Source organism: Nonomuraea harbinensis (assembly GCF_019396385.1).
Taxonomy (GTDB): Bacteria; Actinomycetota; Actinomycetes; order Streptosporangiales; family Streptosporangiaceae; genus Nonomuraea; species Nonomuraea ferruginea.
The window spans coordinates 95,580-111,847 of the sequence record NZ_JAHKRN010000008.1 but is presented as its reverse complement, the minus strand read 5'-3'; the positions used below and the strand labels follow the sequence as shown (position 1 = coordinate 111,847).

The 16,268-nt window shown below is 73.8% G+C and carries 20 protein-coding genes; 15 read left to right on the top strand and 5 right to left on the bottom strand.

The genetic code is table 11. The features are described 5' to 3' along the window. Window positions 1-9 precede the first annotated feature (9 nt). Both KME79_RS11105 and KME79_RS46900 read right to left on the bottom strand, forming a co-directional pair. Window positions 10-786, bottom strand: coding sequence for an arylamine N-acetyltransferase family protein (locus tag KME79_RS11105; RefSeq protein WP_219544354.1), 777 nt, complete (start codon window positions 784-786; stop codon window positions 10-12). Window positions 787-821: 35 nt separating this feature from the next. Next, window positions 822-1,754: a GNAT family N-acetyltransferase gene (locus tag KME79_RS46900; protein ID WP_219544353.1), complete on the bottom strand. Its 933-nt coding sequence runs from the start codon at window positions 1,752-1,754 to the stop codon at window positions 822-824. 135 nt (window positions 1,755-1,889) lie between these two features. On the opposite strand from KME79_RS46900, the gene KME79_RS11095 reads away from it, so the two are divergent. Together KME79_RS11095 and KME79_RS11090 are read left to right on the top strand one after the other, a co-directional pair. Next, window positions 1,890-2,804, top strand: coding sequence for a hypothetical protein (locus tag KME79_RS11095; protein WP_219544352.1), 915 nt, complete (start codon window positions 1,890-1,892; stop codon window positions 2,802-2,804). A gap of 25 nt (window positions 2,805-2,829) precedes the next feature. Next, window positions 2,830-3,351, top strand: a complete 522-nt coding sequence (locus KME79_RS11090) for a hypothetical protein (RefSeq protein ID WP_219544351.1) — start codon at window positions 2,830-2,832, stop codon at window positions 3,349-3,351. 10 nt (window positions 3,352-3,361) lie between these two features. On the opposite strand, the gene KME79_RS11085 is transcribed toward KME79_RS11090, so the two are convergent. Then, a complete protein-coding gene (locus tag KME79_RS11085; RefSeq protein ID WP_219544350.1) occupies window positions 3,362-4,156 on the bottom strand; it encodes a class I SAM-dependent methyltransferase in 795 nt (264 codons plus the stop codon). 133 nt (window positions 4,157-4,289) lie between these two features. Between KME79_RS11085 and def the strand changes: the two genes are divergently transcribed. Genes def through KME79_RS11070 form a run of 3 tightly spaced genes read left to right on the top strand, consistent with a single transcriptional unit; the run spans window position 4,290 to window position 5,666 of the window. Continuing rightward, on the top strand, window positions 4,290-4,841 hold the full coding sequence (def, locus tag KME79_RS11080) for a peptide deformylase (protein WP_219544349.1): 552 nt from the start codon (window positions 4,290-4,292) through the stop codon (window positions 4,839-4,841). Window positions 4,842-4,900: 59 nt separating this feature from the next. Next, window positions 4,901-5,317: a CBS domain-containing protein gene (locus KME79_RS11075; protein ID WP_148034644.1), complete on the top strand. Its 417-nt coding sequence runs from the start codon at window positions 4,901-4,903 to the stop codon at window positions 5,315-5,317. 10 nt (window positions 5,318-5,327) lie between these two features. Beyond that, complete coding sequence (locus tag KME79_RS11070) at window positions 5,328-5,666, top strand: MmcQ/YjbR family DNA-binding protein (RefSeq protein ID WP_148032030.1); 339 nt, start codon at window positions 5,328-5,330, stop codon at window positions 5,664-5,666. Between the two features lie 25 nt (window positions 5,667-5,691). On the opposite strand, the gene KME79_RS11065 is transcribed toward KME79_RS11070, so the two are convergent. Further along, entirely contained in the window at window positions 5,692-6,630 is a 939-nt protein-coding gene (locus KME79_RS11065; protein WP_219544348.1) for a D-alanyl-D-alanine carboxypeptidase family protein, read from the bottom strand. A gap of 87 nt (window positions 6,631-6,717) precedes the next feature. Between KME79_RS11065 and KME79_RS11060 the strand changes: the two genes are divergently transcribed. Genes KME79_RS11060 through ptsP form a run of 8 tightly spaced genes read left to right on the top strand, consistent with a single transcriptional unit; the run spans window position 6,718 to window position 13,413 of the window. Then, the gene (locus KME79_RS11060; RefSeq protein ID WP_148032031.1) at window positions 6,718-7,479 is read left to right on the top strand and encodes a DeoR/GlpR family DNA-binding transcription regulator; all 762 of its coding nucleotides are present in this window, start codon (window positions 6,718-6,720) and stop codon (window positions 7,477-7,479) included. After that, window positions 7,476-8,486: a 1-phosphofructokinase gene (gene pfkB / locus KME79_RS11055; protein WP_219544347.1), complete on the top strand. Its 1,011-nt coding sequence runs from the start codon at window positions 7,476-7,478 to the stop codon at window positions 8,484-8,486. Before KME79_RS11060 ends, pfkB begins: the two co-directional genes overlap by 4 nt. A 53-nt stretch (window positions 8,487-8,539) precedes the next feature. After that, the gene (gene mtlA, locus KME79_RS11050; protein WP_246639638.1) at window positions 8,540-9,778 is read left to right on the top strand and encodes a mannitol-specific PTS transporter subunit IIC; all 1,239 of its coding nucleotides are present in this window, start codon (window positions 8,540-8,542) and stop codon (window positions 9,776-9,778) included. A 3-nt stretch (window positions 9,779-9,781) separates the two neighbouring features. Next, the gene (locus KME79_RS11045; RefSeq protein ID WP_148032034.1) at window positions 9,782-10,090 is read left to right on the top strand and encodes a PTS lactose transporter subunit IIB; all 309 of its coding nucleotides are present in this window, start codon (window positions 9,782-9,784) and stop codon (window positions 10,088-10,090) included. Continuing rightward, a complete protein-coding gene (locus tag KME79_RS11040) occupies window positions 10,083-10,508 on the top strand; it encodes a PTS mannitol transporter subunit IIA (protein ID WP_148032035.1) in 426 nt (141 codons plus the stop codon). The genes KME79_RS11045 and KME79_RS11040 overlap by 8 nt, the downstream gene beginning before the upstream one ends. Then, window positions 10,505-11,509 carry a zinc-binding dehydrogenase gene (locus tag KME79_RS11035; RefSeq protein ID WP_219544346.1) on the top strand — a complete coding sequence of 335 codons (1,005 nt, stop codon included), beginning with the start codon at window positions 10,505-10,507 and terminating at the stop codon, window positions 11,507-11,509. Before KME79_RS11040 ends, KME79_RS11035 begins: the two co-directional genes overlap by 4 nt. Window positions 11,510-11,519: 10 nt before the next feature. Further along, window positions 11,520-11,801, top strand: a complete 282-nt coding sequence (locus KME79_RS11030) for an HPr family phosphocarrier protein (protein ID WP_148032037.1) — start codon at window positions 11,520-11,522, stop codon at window positions 11,799-11,801. Then, window positions 11,794-13,413, top strand: coding sequence for a phosphoenolpyruvate--protein phosphotransferase (gene ptsP / locus KME79_RS11025; protein ID WP_219544345.1), 1,620 nt, complete (start codon window positions 11,794-11,796; stop codon window positions 13,411-13,413). Before KME79_RS11030 ends, ptsP begins: the two co-directional genes overlap by 8 nt. A gap of 4 nt (window positions 13,414-13,417) precedes the next feature. On the opposite strand, the gene KME79_RS11020 is transcribed toward ptsP, so the two are convergent. After that, complete coding sequence (locus KME79_RS11020) at window positions 13,418-14,053, bottom strand: NAD(P)H-binding protein (protein ID WP_219544344.1); 636 nt, start codon at window positions 14,051-14,053, stop codon at window positions 13,418-13,420. Between the two features lie 22 nt (window positions 14,054-14,075). Here KME79_RS11020 and KME79_RS11015 point away from each other — a divergent pair, with 22 nt between their 5' ends. Next, window positions 14,076-14,771, top strand: a complete 696-nt coding sequence (locus tag KME79_RS11015; RefSeq protein WP_219544343.1) for an HAD family hydrolase — start codon at window positions 14,076-14,078, stop codon at window positions 14,769-14,771. Window positions 14,772-14,833: 62 nt separating this feature from the next. Further along, window positions 14,834-16,258, top strand: a complete 1,425-nt coding sequence (gene gnd / locus KME79_RS11010) for an NADP-dependent phosphogluconate dehydrogenase (RefSeq protein WP_219544342.1) — start codon at window positions 14,834-14,836, stop codon at window positions 16,256-16,258. Window positions 16,259-16,268 lie beyond the last annotated feature (10 nt).

Below are 16,268 nucleotides of genomic sequence, written 5' to 3'. Positions count from 1 at the left end.
GCGAAGGCCTCAGTCCGGACGGCCCTCGGGGTGGATCAAGGGCAGCAGCGCCGCGGCGTCCGCTTCGGAGATCGTGATGCCGATGCGGTCGCGCAGGCCGTCCCGCAGTTCCCCGGCCGTCCGCGCGCCCAGGTGCTCGATCCGTACGCGCTCGCCGATCGCCGTGCGCTGGGCCAGCACGTGGGAGAGGAACGGGGAGCGGGGGTGGGTGGCCACGTAGTGGTTGGCGACCTCGAAGTCGCTCGGGTAGTGGGGTTCGTCCGTGCGGAACCCGTACAGCTGCTCCTCCCCCGCGTGCAGGACCCAGAGGTCGCCGTCCCGGGCCAGGCGCCACCGCCAGGGGCCCGCCGAGGCGGTCGACTCCTCGGCGAACGGCATCGGCTCCACCAGCCCGTCGCCGCCGAACCCCACGTCGGCCAGCCACCGCCGCCCGTCCGCGGTCACCAGCAGCATGGCGTGCGAGCGCGGCAGGTGGGAGCGGCCGCCGAGCCGGATGCGGGCCAGCAGCCGCGTCACCGGGAAGCCGAGGCGTTCCAGGGCGGCCGCGAACAGCAGGTTGTGCTCGTGGCAGTAGCCGCCGCGGCCCCCGGTCACCATCTTGTCCTGCAGGGACTTCGGGTCGAGCGGGATGCCCCTGCCGAGCACCACGTCCAGGTTCTCGAACGGGATGGCGGTGACGTGCGCGCGGTGGACCGCGCGCAGCGTCGCGGCGGACGGGGTGCGCGGGCCGCCGTGGCCGATCCGGTCGAGGTACGCGTCCAGGTCGAGATCATCGATGTGCCACATGGCTCAACCGTGCCGGAGCGGGCGGCCCGCGCGCATCACGCGTTCACGGGATTCGCGGAGAGCACGAGCCTGACGGCGAACAGCTCGTACCCGGCCCGCTCGAACGCCCGCGCCATCGGCACGTTGCCCGTGTCGGTGTCGGCGACGACCCGGTCCGCGCCGCGCCCGGCGTGGCTGCGGGTGATCTCGGCGAGCAGGTCGCCGGCGTAGCCGCGGCCGCGGTGCTCGGGCAGCACGCCCAGGTAGCCGACCACCGGCCCGGAGGCGTTGGCGGACGGCAGCGCGAACCCGGCGAGCTCGCCGGAGCGGGTGTGGGCCAGCCGCCACCACGACCGGTCGCCCGGCATCGCCAGGTAGTCGGCCAGGTCCTCCCTGGCCTGCGCCTCGGCGTCCTTGACGAGCAGCGCCTGCCGGGTGTGGTGGTCGAGGCTGCCGGCCGACGCGGCCGCGAAGGCGGCGACGAACGCCTCATCGTCGGGCTCCTCCCGGAAGACGAGCCTGCCGGACGCCTCCGGCAGCGGCCGGTCCGGCGTCCACGCGTACCGGAGCCGTTCCAGCTCGTCGGTCAGGCCGGCGCGGCGGCAGGCCTCCTGCCGCCAGCCGACGGCGGCGGTGACGGCGTCGTTGCCGCGCCAGCCGACCGGCAGGAACACGTGGTAGGCGGGACGTGCGCCGAACGCGTCATGGGCGTGGCGCAGCAGCTCGGCCGCGAGCGCGACGCGGTCGGTGACCGAAGGGTGGGTGTGGAGGCAGTCGAGCGCGAGCGGCCCGGCGCCGGGGAAGCCCCACCAGACGGCGCGGGCGAGGATCTCGCCGTCCTGTTCGGCCACCCAGATCCGGTCGTGGTGGTAGTGGCCGTCGGCGAGGAAGGAGCGCAGCCGTTCGGGATGGGCCCAGCTGACGGGCTCGTCGACGGCGCAGTCGAGCAGGCGGCCGAGATCAGGCGCGGCCGTGGGACGGAAAAGCACGAGTCCTCCGAAGATCGGGGTCGGACGCGGTGAGCGTCCGGAAGGAGCGGGACATCTCAGCGCCTCCTTTCTTCCGGTCTTACGGGGTAGGGGGACCATATCGCACTTGCCAGAAAGGTCCGACAGGATAGGGGAATGCCCGCCTACGAAGACGTTTTCCCGCTCCAGCCGCCCGTCCGCCTGCCGCCTCAGGACGAGCTGGTCGCCGCCGTGCGCGCGGCGCCGCTGGCGGCCGAGTTCCTCGACGGCCAGGAGGACGTGCTGGAGGCCTGGGGCGAGGTGTGCAGGGACCGGCTCGACGAGGGCCTGCTGCTGGAGGTGGTGCGCCTGTTCGTGGCGCGCGAGCCCGCCGTCGGCGACCCTCCCGCGGAGCTGGTGGCCTTCGGCCTGGTGAAGGGCGCGAACCCGTACGAGGCGACGCCGGTCGGGCTGTGGATGGGCCGGAGGCTGATCGGGGAGCTGACCGGGCAGGAGGTGCCCGTCATGGGCTCGCTCGCGGAGCGCGACGGGGCGGGGCTGCTGCTGGGCCTGCGCTCGTACCCGGAGGCGGACCGCGACGAGGAGCTGGCCGGCTGGCTGGCCCGCCGTGACGCGGCGGGGGCGGCCAGGGAGATCGCGGGCGTGCTGCCGGCGGTGAGCCCGCTCAGCCGGGCGATCGGCATCGAGCTGCTCGGCTTCCAGCTGGGCGACGAGGGCCGCCGGGCGCTGGACGACCTGGTGATCGAGCCCAAGGTGGGCGCGGTGATCGCTGCCCGGCTGAGCCGCGACGACCGGCAGCCGGCCACCGAGGAGATCGGCTGGGTGCTGGTGGACATGGCGGCGGCGCTGCTGGAGTTCGGCGGCGAGCCGTCCGAGGTGGTCGAGTCGGTGGCGGCCGGCATGGAGACGGACGAGCAGGCGAGCACGATCACGCTGCTGGCGCTCTGCGACCACCCGGCCACCGAGCCCGTGCTGCGGGTGTTCATCGACTACCACCCGGACGCCGGGGTGGCCGCCGCCGCCCGCAAGGCGCTGCGCCGCCTGCACGGGCTCGCCGCGGCCCGCGGGTGAGGGGCCGGGGGTAGAGTCGGCGACGATGACGAAGCATACGATCACCCGCCAGACCGGGACGATCCTCGGCGACACCTACGGCTGCGACTGCGGGGCCCAGCTGGGCGGGCGGATGGCGGCCGAGGTGCACGCCGCCGAGCACCACCAGTGCTCGGTCTGCCTGGGCTCGGCCGAGGAGGAGCCCGCGCCCGGCCTGACGCGTCCCTGCACCTCCTGCGCCGGCACCGGGCGGCGGCGCGAGCAGATCAACTGGCAGCTCGCGCACGCCGAGGCGGAGCGGCTGGTCACGCCCGTGGTGGTGCGCTCGGTGGTGGACGCCTTCGACGGGCCGTTCCGCCTGTCGGAGGTCGCCGACGCGGTGCGCGACGGGTTCGGGCTGCCGCCGGGCCGCCTGCCGGTGGGGCCGCGGGTGCGCGACCTGCTGCTGGAGATGCAGGCGGCGGGCGAGATCACCATGGTGTCGGCGCCGGACGAGCTGATCGACGGCACCGACGTGGTGCTCTTCCGCGACCCCCAGTGGCAGCGGGCGCGCACGCTCGGGCTCTGACCGCCGGTCGTCAGGCGCGGCAGATGATCTCGCCGTGCAGGATCGACATCCAGCCGTCGTCCGACGCGGCCCAGGTGCGCCAGCCGTCGGAGACGCGCCGCAGGTCCTCCGCGGTGGCGGCGCCGGTGGCCAGGGCCTGCTCGGCCATCGCGGAGCGCAGGATCCGGTCGGCCCACATGCCGCCCCACCAGGCGCGGTCTTCCGGGGTGGCGAAGCACCAGGTGGACGAGGTGGCGGTGACGTCGGTGAACCCGGCGGCGCGGGCCCATGACAGCAGCCTCCGACCGGCGTCCGGCTCGCCGCCGTTGCCGCGCGCCACCTTCTGGTAGAGCTCCATCCAGGTGTCGAGCGCGGGCACGCGCGGATACCACGCGAAGGCCGCGTAGTCGCTGTCGCGGGCGGCCACGACGCCGCCGGGCCGCGCCACCCGCCGCATCTCGCGCAACGCCTGTACGGGGTCGCCGACGTGCTGGAGCACCTGGTGGGCGTGCACGATGTCGTACGACCCGCCGGGGAAGGGCAGCGCGTGCACGTCGGCGACGGCGAAGCCGACGTTGCCCGCGCCTCTGGCCGCCGCCTCGGCCCTGGCCAGCTCCAGCGCCTCCTCGCTCACCTCGGTCGCGGTCACACTGGCCACCCTGGCGGCCAGGTCGGCGGTGATGGTGCCGGGGCCGCTGCCGACGTCGAGCAGGACCGCCTCGGGCCGGAGGTGGGGCAGGAGGTAGGCGGCCGAGTTGCCGGCGGTGCGCCACCGGTGGGAGCGCAGCACGGTCTCGTGGTGGCCGTGGGTGTAGACGGCGTTCATCGGAACTCCCTCGTCTCGCCTGATGTCCGGCACGCTACCATTCATCTCGCCATACGAGAGAATATGTCTCATTATATGGATATGTGGCGCTCGACCGTACACTGTTCCGGACGACTACGGAAGGGCGGTCGCCATGGGAGAGGTCCGGCCGATCGTGCGCGTGGGCGACCCGGTGCTGCACGCGCCGTGCGAGCCGGTCACCCGGTTCGACGACGCGCTGCGGGCGCTGGTCGACGACATGTTCGCGAGCATGTACGCGGCCGACGGCGTGGGGCTGGCCGCCAACCAGATCGGCGTGCCCCTGCGGGTGTTCGTCTACGACTGCCCCGACGACGACGGCGTCCGCCACCGGGGCGTCGTCGTCAACCCCGCGCTGGAGCTGCCGGGCGTCGGCGAGCGGCGCCTCGACGCGGGCGAGGAGGGCTGCCTGTCGGTCCCCGGCCAGTACGCCCCGCTCCCCCGGTCCGACCGGGCCACGGTGCACGGCTCCGACGCCGAGGGCCGGCCCGTCACGGTCGAGGGCACCGGCATGCTCGCGCGCTGCCTCCAGCACGAGACCGACCACCTCGACGGCCACCTCTACATCGACCGCCTCCCGGCCAAACGCCGCAAGCAGGTGCTGGCCGCGTACGAGCAGTCCCTCACCACAGGGCAAATTCCGACAAACAACCCACCCAGCACGTGAGCGACGGCAAATCGGGTAGATGGTGCTCCTCCGGAAGCGATCCATCGAGGAGACACACCATGGCCAGAACCGTGGCAGACGTGATGACCAGCCACCCCGCGACCGTCGACGGCGACCAGCCGGTCAGCGTCGCCGCCGCGCTCATGCGCGACAACGACACCGGCGCGATCATCGTCAACGACCACGGCCGGATGGCCGGCATCGTGACCGACCGCGACATCACGATCAGGTGCGTCGCCGACGACAAGGGCCCCGACACGCCCGTGCGCGAGGCCTGTTCGCCAGGCGTCGAGGCCGTCTGCCCGGACACCAGCATCGACCAGGCCGTCCAGCTCATGCGCCAGCACCACGTACGCCGCCTCCCGGTGCTCGAGGACGGCCGCGCGGTCGGCATCCTCAGCATCGGCGACCTCGCGATGGAGCGCGACCCGGACTCGGCGCTCGCCGACATCTCCGCGGCGGAGGGCAACCGCTAACGTTGACCACGTGGTCACAGTCGAGGACGTGCGGCGGCTCGCGGCGACTTTCCCGCGGTCATCGGAGCACCTGATCAGGGACCGGATCAAGTTCCGGGTGGGCTCCATCGTCTACGTCGCGTTCTCGCGCGACGAGACGCTGATGGGGTTCGCCTTCCCGAAGGAGGAACGGGCCGCGCTGGTCGCCGCGGAGCCCGACAAGTTCCTCCTGCCCCCCGAGTCCGATCTGCGCTTCAACTGGGTCGTCGCGCGCCTGGCCGTCCTCGACCCGGACGAGATGCGCGAGCTGGTGCTGGAGGCGTGGCGGATGGTGGTGCCGAAGAAGGTGTACGCGGCCTACGTCGGCTAGCGCGACGGGGCCGCCCTTCAGCCGTTCAGGTGACGCTGCGATAGAGCCCCGCGGTGAGCTTCGTGATCCGGTTCACCGAGCCCCGCCACGCGCTGCCCGCCGGGTGCGCCGTCAGCACCGCCATCACGTACCTCTCGTCCTTGCCCACGAGGCCGGTCGTGTAGAGCACCGGCCGGCCGTAGTCGGGCACGCGCGTGTCGGCGGCGCGCGAGGCGACCAGGGAGATCGACGCGCTCTGCGTCCTGGCGTCACATCTGACCGGCGGCGTCAGCCCGAAGCCGGACCAGCCCTGCTTGACCGCCTTGCGGCCGGGCACCCCGTCGGGGATGCCGAAGGTCTGGTCGAAGCCGTCGCTGCCGCACGGCGTCGCCGCGCGCAGGTGGCCCAGGATCGTGTCACGCACCCGGGGCGAGGCGGTGTCGAGCAGGTAGCGGTAGGTCCGCACGACGTCGTGCGCGCTCAGCGTGGCGTAACCCCAGAAGCCGGGCTTGGACGCGGGCGGCGGCGTGGTGTCCGGCAGCCGGAGCTTGCGGGCCATGCGGGTGACGATGGCACCCTTGCCGCCCCGGTCCCAGAACGTGGAGGCGGCGTCGTCGTCGCTCTCCCTCAGCATGATCTTCAGCAGCCTGGCGTCGGCCGCGGAGACGGTCCTGCGCGACTCCAGGAAGTCGATCGCGATCAGGATCTTGATGACCGAGGCGGAGCGGTACTTGCGGTGCGCGTGCCGGGTCGCGACGAACTTGCCGCGCTGCCGGTCGAACACCAGCCAGGACGCGGTCGTGCCCGGCGGGACCTTGGGCGGCCGCGCCGTACGTGACGCCGTGGCCCGGGCGGGCGGGCTCTCGGCCGACGAGCTCTGCGAGGTGCCGCTCGACGCGCGGGCGGGGCCCGCCGCGGGGCCGGCGACGCATCCCGCCGCGAGGGGTACGGCCGCGGCGACCGCGGCCCAGGGCTTCAATCGCATCGCACATACCTATCAGAGTCTTGACCAACCACAGAAACGGGGATAAACAAAGGGGAAACCAACCCGAAACGGCGGTGAACCAACATCATGTACGCCGAGGAGCGGCAGCAGGACATCCTGCGCAGGGCGCGCGTGGCGGGCCGCGTCGACGTGGTGTCGCTGGCGGCCGAGCTCGACGTCACCACCGAGACCATCCGCCGCGACCTGACGGCGCTGGAGCGGGCCGGCGTGCTGCGCCGCGTGCACGGCGGCGCCATCCCCGTGGAGCGGCTGGGCTTCGAGCCCGCGCTCGCCACCCGCGACGAGGTGATGACCGCGGAGAAGGAGCGCATCGCCAAGGCCGCCCTGGCCGAGCTGCCCGACGACGGTTCGGTCATCATCGACGCGGGCACCACGACGGGCCGCCTGGTCGGCGTGCTGCCCGCCGACCGCGAGCTCACCGTGGTGGTCAACTCGCCGCCGCTCGCCACCGTGCTGGCCGCGCGGAGCAACCTCAACGTGATCATGCTCGGCGGGCGGGTACGCGGCCGCACCCTCGCGACGGTGGACGACTGGGCGCTGCAGCCGCTGGCGCACCTGCACGTGGACGTGGCGTTCATGGCCACCAACGGCTGCTCGGCCGAGAAGGGCCTGACCACGCCCGACCCGGCCGAGGCGGCGATCAAGCGGGCGATGGTGCGGGCCGCCGAGCGCAGCGTGCTGCTCGCCGACCACACCAAGTTCACCAACACCTACCTGGCGAGCTTCGCCGCGCTGAGCGAGATCGACGTGGTGATCACCGACGCCGGCGTGGACGACGCGCTCGCCGCCGAACTGTCCGCCGCCGGACCGCAGGTGGTCCGCGCATGATCGTGACCCTGACGCTCAATCCCAGCCTGGACCGCACGATCGAGATCGCCGCGCTGGACCGCGGCGCGGTCATCCGCGCCGCCGCCGCCCGCCTCGACCCCGGCGGCAAGGGCGTGAACGTCTCCCGCGCCCTGCTGGCCAACGCGGTCGCCTCGCGCGCCGTGGTGCCGTTCGGCGGCGACGAGGGACGGCAGCTCGTGCACCTGCTCCGGCAGGAGGGCCTGGACATGGTGACCGTGCCGGTGGCCGGGCGGACCAGGTCGAACGTGACGCTGGCCGAGCCCGACGGGACCGTCACCAAGATCAACGAGCCGGGCACGGCGCTCTCCCCCGGCGAGCTCGACACGATCGCCGACTCCGTGCTGGCCGAGGCGCGCGAGGCCGACTGGGTGGTCGCCTCCGGCAGCCTGCCGCCCGAGGTTCCCGGCGACGTCTACGCCCGGTTGTGCCGCCGGTTCGCCGGGGCGGGCATCCACGTCGCGGTCGACACCAGCGGCCCGCCGCTCACCCGCGCGCTCGGCGCCGGGCCCGCGCTGATCAAACCCAACCTGGAGGAGCTGGCCGACGCCACCGGCGTGGCGATCACCTGCGTCGGCGACGTGGTGGCGGCCGCGGCCAAGCTGCGGGCGGCGGGCGCGCGTACCGTGCTGGCCAGTCTCGGCGCCGACGGCGCCGTGCTCGTCGAGGACGGCGGGTGCTGGTACGGGGAGGCGCCCGTCGCCGAGCCCCGCAACGCGGTCGGCGCGGGCGACGCCATGCTCGCCGGGTTCCTCGCGGGCGGCGGAAGCGGCGAGACGGCGCTGGTGGAGGCGCTCGCCTGGGGCGCCGCCGCGGTCAGCCTGCCGGGCAGCCGCATGCCGGGGCCCGCGGACATCCGCCGCGACGCCGTCCGCGTCTCCCGCCCCGACCCCGGCCGCCTCCTCACCTCGCCGCTCCCCCGTACCCCCGTGACGGTTCGCGCGGCGGCCACCGGGGCGGCGCCGCATCCGCCGCCGTCCCCCCGCTGACTTACGGCTCACCCACGCACGAGCCTGCTCACCCCCCGAAGGAGCAATGTCCCATGGCCGACACCTATACTCCCCCGGTCTACGGAACCGGCGCCAAAGCCACGATCCAGCGGATCGGCGGCCACCTGGCAGGCATGATCATGCCGAACATCGGCGCGTTCATCGCCTGGGGTCTCATCACCGCCCTGTTCATCCCCACCGGCTGGGTGCCCAACGCGGATCTCGCCGCGATGGTCGACCCGATCATCAAGGTCCTGCTGCCGGTCCTCATCGCCTACACGGGCGGCCGGATGGTGCACGGCCAGCGCGGGGCCGTGGTGGGCGCCGTGGCCGCGATGGGCGTCGTGGTGGGAGCGGACGCCCCGATGTTCCTCGGCGCGATGATCATCGGTCCGCTCACCGCCTGGATCCTGAAGAAGGTGGACGCGTTCACCGAAGCGCGGACCCGGGCCGGGTTCGAGATGCTGGTGGACAACTTCTCCGCGGGCATCATCGGCGGCGCGATGGCGGTGGCCGGCGTGCTGGGCATCGGCCCGATCGTGCAGGTGGTCACCACGGCCGCGGGCAACGCGGTCGACTGGCTGGTCGGCACCGGCCTGCTGCCGTTCGCGTCCGTGCTGATCGAGCCGGCCAAGGTGCTGTTCCTCAACAACGCCATCAACCACGGCGTCCTCGGCCCGCTCGGCGTCACCCAGGCGGCGGAGACCGGCAAGTCGATCCTGTTCATGCTGGAGTCGAACCCCGGCCCCGGCCTCGGCCTGCTCCTCGCCTTCATGTTCTTCGGCCCGCGGGCCATGCGGCCCAGCACGCCGCCCGCGATGATCATCCACTTCTTCGGCGGCATCCACGAGATCTACTTCCCGTACGTGCTGATGAAGCCCCGCCTCATCCTGGCCGTCATCGGCGGCGGCATGGCCGGCGTGTTCACCTTCATGGTCACCGGCGCCGGTCTGGTCGCCACGCCGTCGCCGGGCAGCATCTTCGCCTACCTGGCCGTCACGCCGCGCGGCGGCCTGTTCGCGTCCATCGCGGGCATCGTGGTCGCCACGGCCGTGTCGTTCGCCCTGGCCGCGCTGCTGCTGGGCTTCGGCCGCGGCGAGAAGGAGGAGCCCGCCGGAGACCTGCCGGCCGAGGGCGCTCCCGAACCCGCCGGCTCCCACCGGGCCGGCGCCGACGACACCGTGGCGGACGTCGTGGCGGACACCCCCGGCGAGCAGCCCGCCAACGGCGAGCGCCGCGACTCCGGCGAGCCCGCGCAGACCGAGACCCGTACCGCCAGCAAGGAGGCGTGAACCGTGCCCAGCATCGACAGCAAGGACATTCACAAGATCATCGTTGCCTGCGACGCGGGGATGGGCAGCAGCGTGATGCTCGCCAGCCAGCTCCGCAAGCAGCTCAAGGACTCCGGGGTCGCCGTCGAGCACACGCCGGTCAACAACATCCCCGCCGACGCCGACGTCGTGCTCTGCCACGCCGGGCTGGCCGCCAGGGCCAGGGCGGCGGCGCCGGGCAAGGTGCTGGTGCCGTTCCAGATCTTCCTGGGCGACCCGGCCGTGACCAAGCTCGTCGCCACGATCAAGAGCGGCGGCACCGTCGATGCGTGAGGACCTGCTCGACCCGCGCGCGGTGCTGCTGCACGAGAGCGCGGCCGACCGTGAGGAGGCCATCCGGCGCTGCGGGCGGGTCCTGGTCGACATCGGCGCGGTCGCGGAGCCGTACATCGACGCGATGCTGGAGCGCGAGCGCTCGATCTCCACGTACGTCGGGGAGGGCGTGGCCATCCCGCACGGCACCGCGGCCGCCAAGGAGGACGTCAGGCGCGACGCCATCTGCGTCGTGCGCTTCCCCGGCGGCGTCGACTGGGACGGCGAGCCCGTCACGGTCTGCGTCGGGATCGCGGCCAAGGACGACGGCCACGTGCCGCTGCTGGCCGCGCTCGCCGAGATCCTCCTCGACCCGGACCGGGCGCGGACGCTGCGCGAGGCGACGGAAGCACACCAGGTGATAGAGGAGTTGACGTGAAGGTCGCCAGATTCCGCGCGCCGGGCGACATCCGGATCGAGGACGCGCCGGAGCCGGTCGCCGGCCCGGGCGAGCTGAAGATCCGGGTGCGCAACTGCTCGACGTGCGGCACCGACGCGAAGATCTACAAGTTCGGCCACCACCACATCCGGCCGCCCCGGGTGATGGGCCACGAGATCGCCGGCGAGGTGGTGGACACCGGCGAGCGGGTGCAGGTGATCGCCGCCATCCCGTGCGGCGCCTGCCCTGACTGCGAGCACGGCCGCATGACCGTGTGCCCGAACCAGGAGTCGATGGGCTACCACTACGACGGCGGCTTCGCCGAGTACATGATCATCCCGGCCAAGGTGCTGGCCGTGAACGGGGTGAACGCGATCCCGTCCGGCGTCGGGTTCGCCGAGGCGTCGGTGGCCGAGCCGCTGGCGTGCGTGCTGAACGGGCAGGCCCTGGCCCGGGTGGGTACGGGTGACGATGTGGTGGTGATGGGAGCGGGCCCGATCGGCTGCCTGCACGTGCGGCTGGCGCGGGCGCGCGGCGCCGCCCGGGTGTTCCTCGTGGACGTGAACACCGACCGGCTCGCGATGGCGGCCGAGCTGGTACGCCCCGACGCCGCGATCGACGCCGACCCCGTGGAGCAGGTGCTCAAGCTGACCGGCGGCCGGGGCGCGGACGTGGTCATCACCGCGGCCGCGGCCGGCGCCGCCCAGGAGCAGGCCGTGCTGATGACCGCCCGCCAGGGACGCATCAGCTTCTTCGGCGGCCTGCCGAAGGACGACCCGTTCATCCGGCTGGACTCGAACCTGGTGCACTACCGGGAGCTGACCATCGTCGGCGCCAACGGCTCCAGCCCCGGCCACAACGCCGAGGCCCTCCGCCTGATCGCCGAGGGCGCCGTGCCGGTCGCCGACCTGATCACCCACCGGCTCCCGCTGTCGCGGGTGCTGGACGGGATCGGCCTGGTCAGCCAGGGCGCGGCCATCAAGGTCACCATCGAACCGTGAGGAGGCACCCATGCCCGAGAGGACCGTGGCCGTCGCGTCGGCCAGCGGGCTGCACGCCCGGCCCGCCAAACTGTTCGTCCAGGAGGCGGCGCGGCTGGGGGTGCCCGTGCGCATCCGGGTCGGGGAGAAGTCGGTCCCTGCCCACAGCATGCTGGGCGTGCTGTCGCTGGGCGCCGTCCACGGCACCGAGGTGACCCTGGAGTCGGACGCCCCCGGCGCCGACGAGGCCCTCGACGCCCTGGTGACCCTCCTGTCCCGTGATCTGGACGCGGAAGAGGCCCTGGATGCCTGACCTCCAGCCCTCCGGCCCGGCCTCGCTGGCCGGGCTGGGGGTCAGCCCGGGGCGGACGGCGGGTCCGTGCCTGCGCATGGCCGGGCCCCCGGCGCTGCCCGCCCCGAACCCCGTGACCGACACCGGCGCCGAGCTCGCCGTCGTCGGCGAGGCGCTGGAGGCGGTCGCCGAGGACCTGCGCCGGCGCTCCGCCGCCGTGGCGGGCGGTGACCGCGGCGCCGCGGAGATCCTCGACGCGCTGGCCATGATGGCCGACGACCCCATGCTCAAGGAGGAGGCCGAGCAGGGGGTGCGCGACGGACTGGACGCCCCGCACGCCCTGGAGGCGGCCTTCGCCCGTCACCGCGAGGCGCTCGCCTCGCTGGGCGGCTACCTCGCCGAGCGGGCCGCCGACCTGGACGACCTCAAGCACCGCGCGGTGGCCGCCGCCCTCGGCGTGCCGATGCCGGGCGTGCCGTCGCCGGGGCACCCGTTCGTGCTGGTCGCCGAGGACCTCTCCCCCGCCGACACCGCCGGGCTGGGCCCGGACGTGCTGGCGCTGGTGACGGTGAAGGGCGGCCCGACCAGCCACACGGCGATCCTGGCCCGTGGCCGCGGGCTGCCCGCCGTGGTGGCGTGCGCGGGCGCCGCGCACCTGGTGGACGGCACGTACATCGCGGTGGACGGCGCCACCGGCGAGATCGTCACGGGCGTCACGGAGGAGGACGCGGCACGCGTCCGCGAGCAGGACAGCGCCGAGCGGGCCCGGCTCGCGGCCACCAGCGGCCCCGGCAGGACCGCCGACGGCCATCCGGTCAAGCTGCTGCTCAACATCGGCTCGGCCGCCGACCTGCGCCCGGACGGGGAGGGCGTCGGCCTGTTCCGCACCGAGTTCCTGTTCCTGGACCGCAAGCAGGCGCCCACGTACGAGGAGCAGGTCACGGCCTACGCCGACGTCTTCACCGCCGTCCCGTACGTCGTGGTGCGCACCCTCGACGCCGGCACCGACAAGCCGCTGCCGTTCCTCGGGCTGCCCGAGGAGCCGAACCCGGCGCTGGGCGTCCGCGGTCTGCGCGTGGACCGGGTGCTGCCGGACGTCCTGGACACCCAGCTGGACGCGATCGCCGAGGCGGCCCGCCGCACCGGGGCCGAGGCGTGGGTGATGGCCCCGATGGTCAGCACCCCCGGTGAGGCCGCCGCCTTCGCGCGCCGCGCCCGCGCCCGCGGCATCGCCCGGGTGGGCGCGATGGTGGAGGTCCCGGCCGCGGCCCTCCTGGCCGACCGTCTGCTGCGCGAGGTGGACTTCCTGAGCATCGGCACCAACGACCTGAGCCAGTACACCTACGCCGCCGACCGGCAGCATCCCGCCCTGGCCGACCTGCTGGACCCGGCCCAGCCGGCCCTGCTGCGCCTGGTCGAGCTCTGCGCCGAGGCGGGCCGCGCGGCCGGCAAACCGGTGGGCGTCTGCGGCGAGGCGGCCGGCGACGCGAGGCTCGCCCCCATCCTGGCGGGTCTCGGCGTGACGAGCCTCTCGATGGCGCCCGTCTGCGTCCCCGCCGTCCGCGACGCCCTGGCCCGTCACACGCTGGAGGAGTGCAGGGAACTGGCCCGCGCGGCCCTGGACGGCCGCTGACCGTTCACCTTGAGGCGACGGCTTCCTGGATGGGCGTGTCGCCGGAGACGAGTTCGAGCGTGCGCCGGCCGGGAGCGGTCAGCAGGGCGGCGACGACGGCGGCCACGTCATCGCGGGGCACCGAGCCGGGCGGCACCTCCGGTTCGAGCCGGACCCGGCCGGTGCCGGGTTCGTCGGTGAGGCGGCCGGGGCGCACGATGGTCCAGTCGAGGTCGCGGCGGCGCAGGTCGTCCTCGGCCTCGGTCTTGGCCGTGATGTAGGCGGCCCACACCTCGTCGGTGCCGGCCGCGGGCGGCCGGCCCGCGCCCATGGAGGAGATCTGGACGAACGTGCGCACGCCGGCCCGCTCGGCGGCGTCGGCCATGAGCACGGACGCCGCCCGGTCGACGGTGTCCTTGCGGGCGGCGCCGCTGCCGGGGCCGGCGCCGGCGGCGAACACGATCGCGTCGGCGCCGCGCACGATCCCGGCGACCTCGTCGGGGCTCGCCTTCTCCAGGTCGCACACCACCGCCCGGGCGCCGGTGGCCTCGACGTCGGGGACGTGCGCGGGGTTGCGGACCAGGCCGACGGCGGCGGAGCCGAGCAGCCTGGCCAGCCGCAACGCGATCTGCCCGTGTCCGCCCGCGATGATGATCCTCATGGCCCCATGGTGTCATGGGGGTATGCACGACTTCCCCGAGGCGCCCGCTCCGGCGTTTCTCTTCGACCTCGACGGCACCCTCATCGACAGCGTCTACCAGCACGTCATCGCCTGGCGGCAGGCCCTGTCGGGGATGGGCATCGACCTCGCGGTGTGGCGCATCCACCGGCGCATCGGCATGAGCGGCGGCCTGTTCGTGAACGCGCTGCTGCGCGAGACCGGGCTGAAGCTCACCCAGGCGCAGATCGACGAGTTGCAGACGACGCACGCCGACGCGTACGAGCAGCAGGTCGAGTCGGTGCGGCCGCTGCCGGGCGCGCCGGAGCTGCTGGCGGAGCTGTCGTCGCGGGGCGTGCCGTGGGCGATCGCGACCAGCGGGTACGCCCGCACGGCCCGGCTGGCGCTGGGCATGCTGGGGCTGCCGGAGGACGCGCCGCTGGTGACGCGCGACCTGGTGCGCCGGGCCAAGCCGGACCCGGACCTGTTCCTGGCCGGAGCCGCGCTGCTGCGGGCCGATCCGGCGCATGCCATGGTGGTGGGCGACAGCATCTGGGACCTGCTCGCCGCGCGCCGCGCCGGCTCGCTGGGGATCGGGTTGCTGTCCGGCGGATACGGCAGGGACGAGCTTGAGCGTACGGGGGCGTTCCGGGTGTACGCCGACCCGGCCGACATGCTCGACCGGCTGGACGAGCTGGGCGTCCGGCACGGCGACTACTAGCGGGAATACCGGCCCGAACCTGTGGGCTGGAGCCTGCGTACCACCCATAGAGGAGCTTTCACATGGACTTGGCAGACATCGGCGTCACCGGCCTGGCCGTCATGGGCCGCAACCTGGCCCGCAACCTGGCCAGGCACGGCTACGCGGTGGCGGTGCACAACCGGTCGGCGTCGCGCACGCACGCGCTGGTGCGGGAGTTCGGCGGCGAGGGCACGTTCATGCCGTCGGAGGAGCTGGCCGACTTCGTGGCGTCGCTGAAGCGGCCGCGGCGGGCGATCATCATGGTGAAGGCCGGCGCGGGCACCGACGCCGTGATCGACGCGCTCGCGGAGCTGATGGAGCCGGGCGACATGATCGTCGACGGCGGCAACGCGCACTTCGAGGACACCCGGCGGCGGGAGGCCGCGCTGCGCGCCAAGGGCATCCACTTCGTCGGCACCGGCATCTCCGGGGGCGAGGAGGGCGCGCTGAACGGCCCGAGCATCATGCCGGGCGGGTCGAAGGAGTCGTGGGAGGCGCTCGGCCCGATCCTTCAGGACATCGCGGCCCAGGTCGACGGGGTGCCGTGCGCGGTGCACGTGGGCCCCGACGGCGCCGGCCACTTCGTGAAGATGGTCCACAACGGCATCGAGTACTCGGACATGCAGCTGATCGCCGAGTCCTACGACCTGCTGCGCCAGGCGCTCGGCGCCACCCCGGCCGAGCTGGCGGAGGTGTTCCGCGAGTGGAACCGGGGCGAGCTGGACTCGTACCTGATCGAGATCACCGCCGAGGTGCTCGACCAGGTGGACGCGGAGACCGGGAAGCCGTTCGTGGACGTCGTGGTCGACCGGGCCGAGCAGAAGGGCACCGGCCGGTGGACCGTGCAGAGCGCGCTGGAGCTGGGCGTGCCGGTGACGGGCATCGCCGAGGCGGTGTTCGCGCGGGCGCTGTCGGGCCATCCCGAGCAGCGGGCGGCGGCCAGGGAGCTGGCGGGCCCGTCGGTGTCCGGGGTGGGCGCCAAGGAGCTGATCGAGGACGTGCGCCAGGCGCTGTACGCTTCCAAGATCGTCGCGTACGCGCAGGGCTTCGACCAGATGGCGGCCGCGTCCAAGGAGTACGGCTGGGACCTGGACCTGGGCGCGATGGCGACGATCTGGCGCGGCGGCTGCATCATCCGGGCCAAGTTCCTGGACCGGATCCGCGCCGCCTACGACGCCGACCGGACCCTGCCGACGCTGCTGGCCGACCCGACGTTCGCGGCCGCGCTGGGCGTGGCGCAGGAGTCGTGGCGGCGGGTGGTCACCACGGCGGTCCAGATCGGCGTGCCGACGCCCGGTTTCTCCTCGGCGCTGGCCTACTACGACGGGCTGCGCCGCGACCGGCTCCCGGCCGCGCTGGTGCAGGGGCTGCGCGACTATTTCGGCGCGCACACGTACCTGCGCGTCGACCGGGAGGGCGCCTTCCACACCGACTGGTCCGGCGACCGCGCGGAGCGGCCCGCCTGATCAGCCGCGC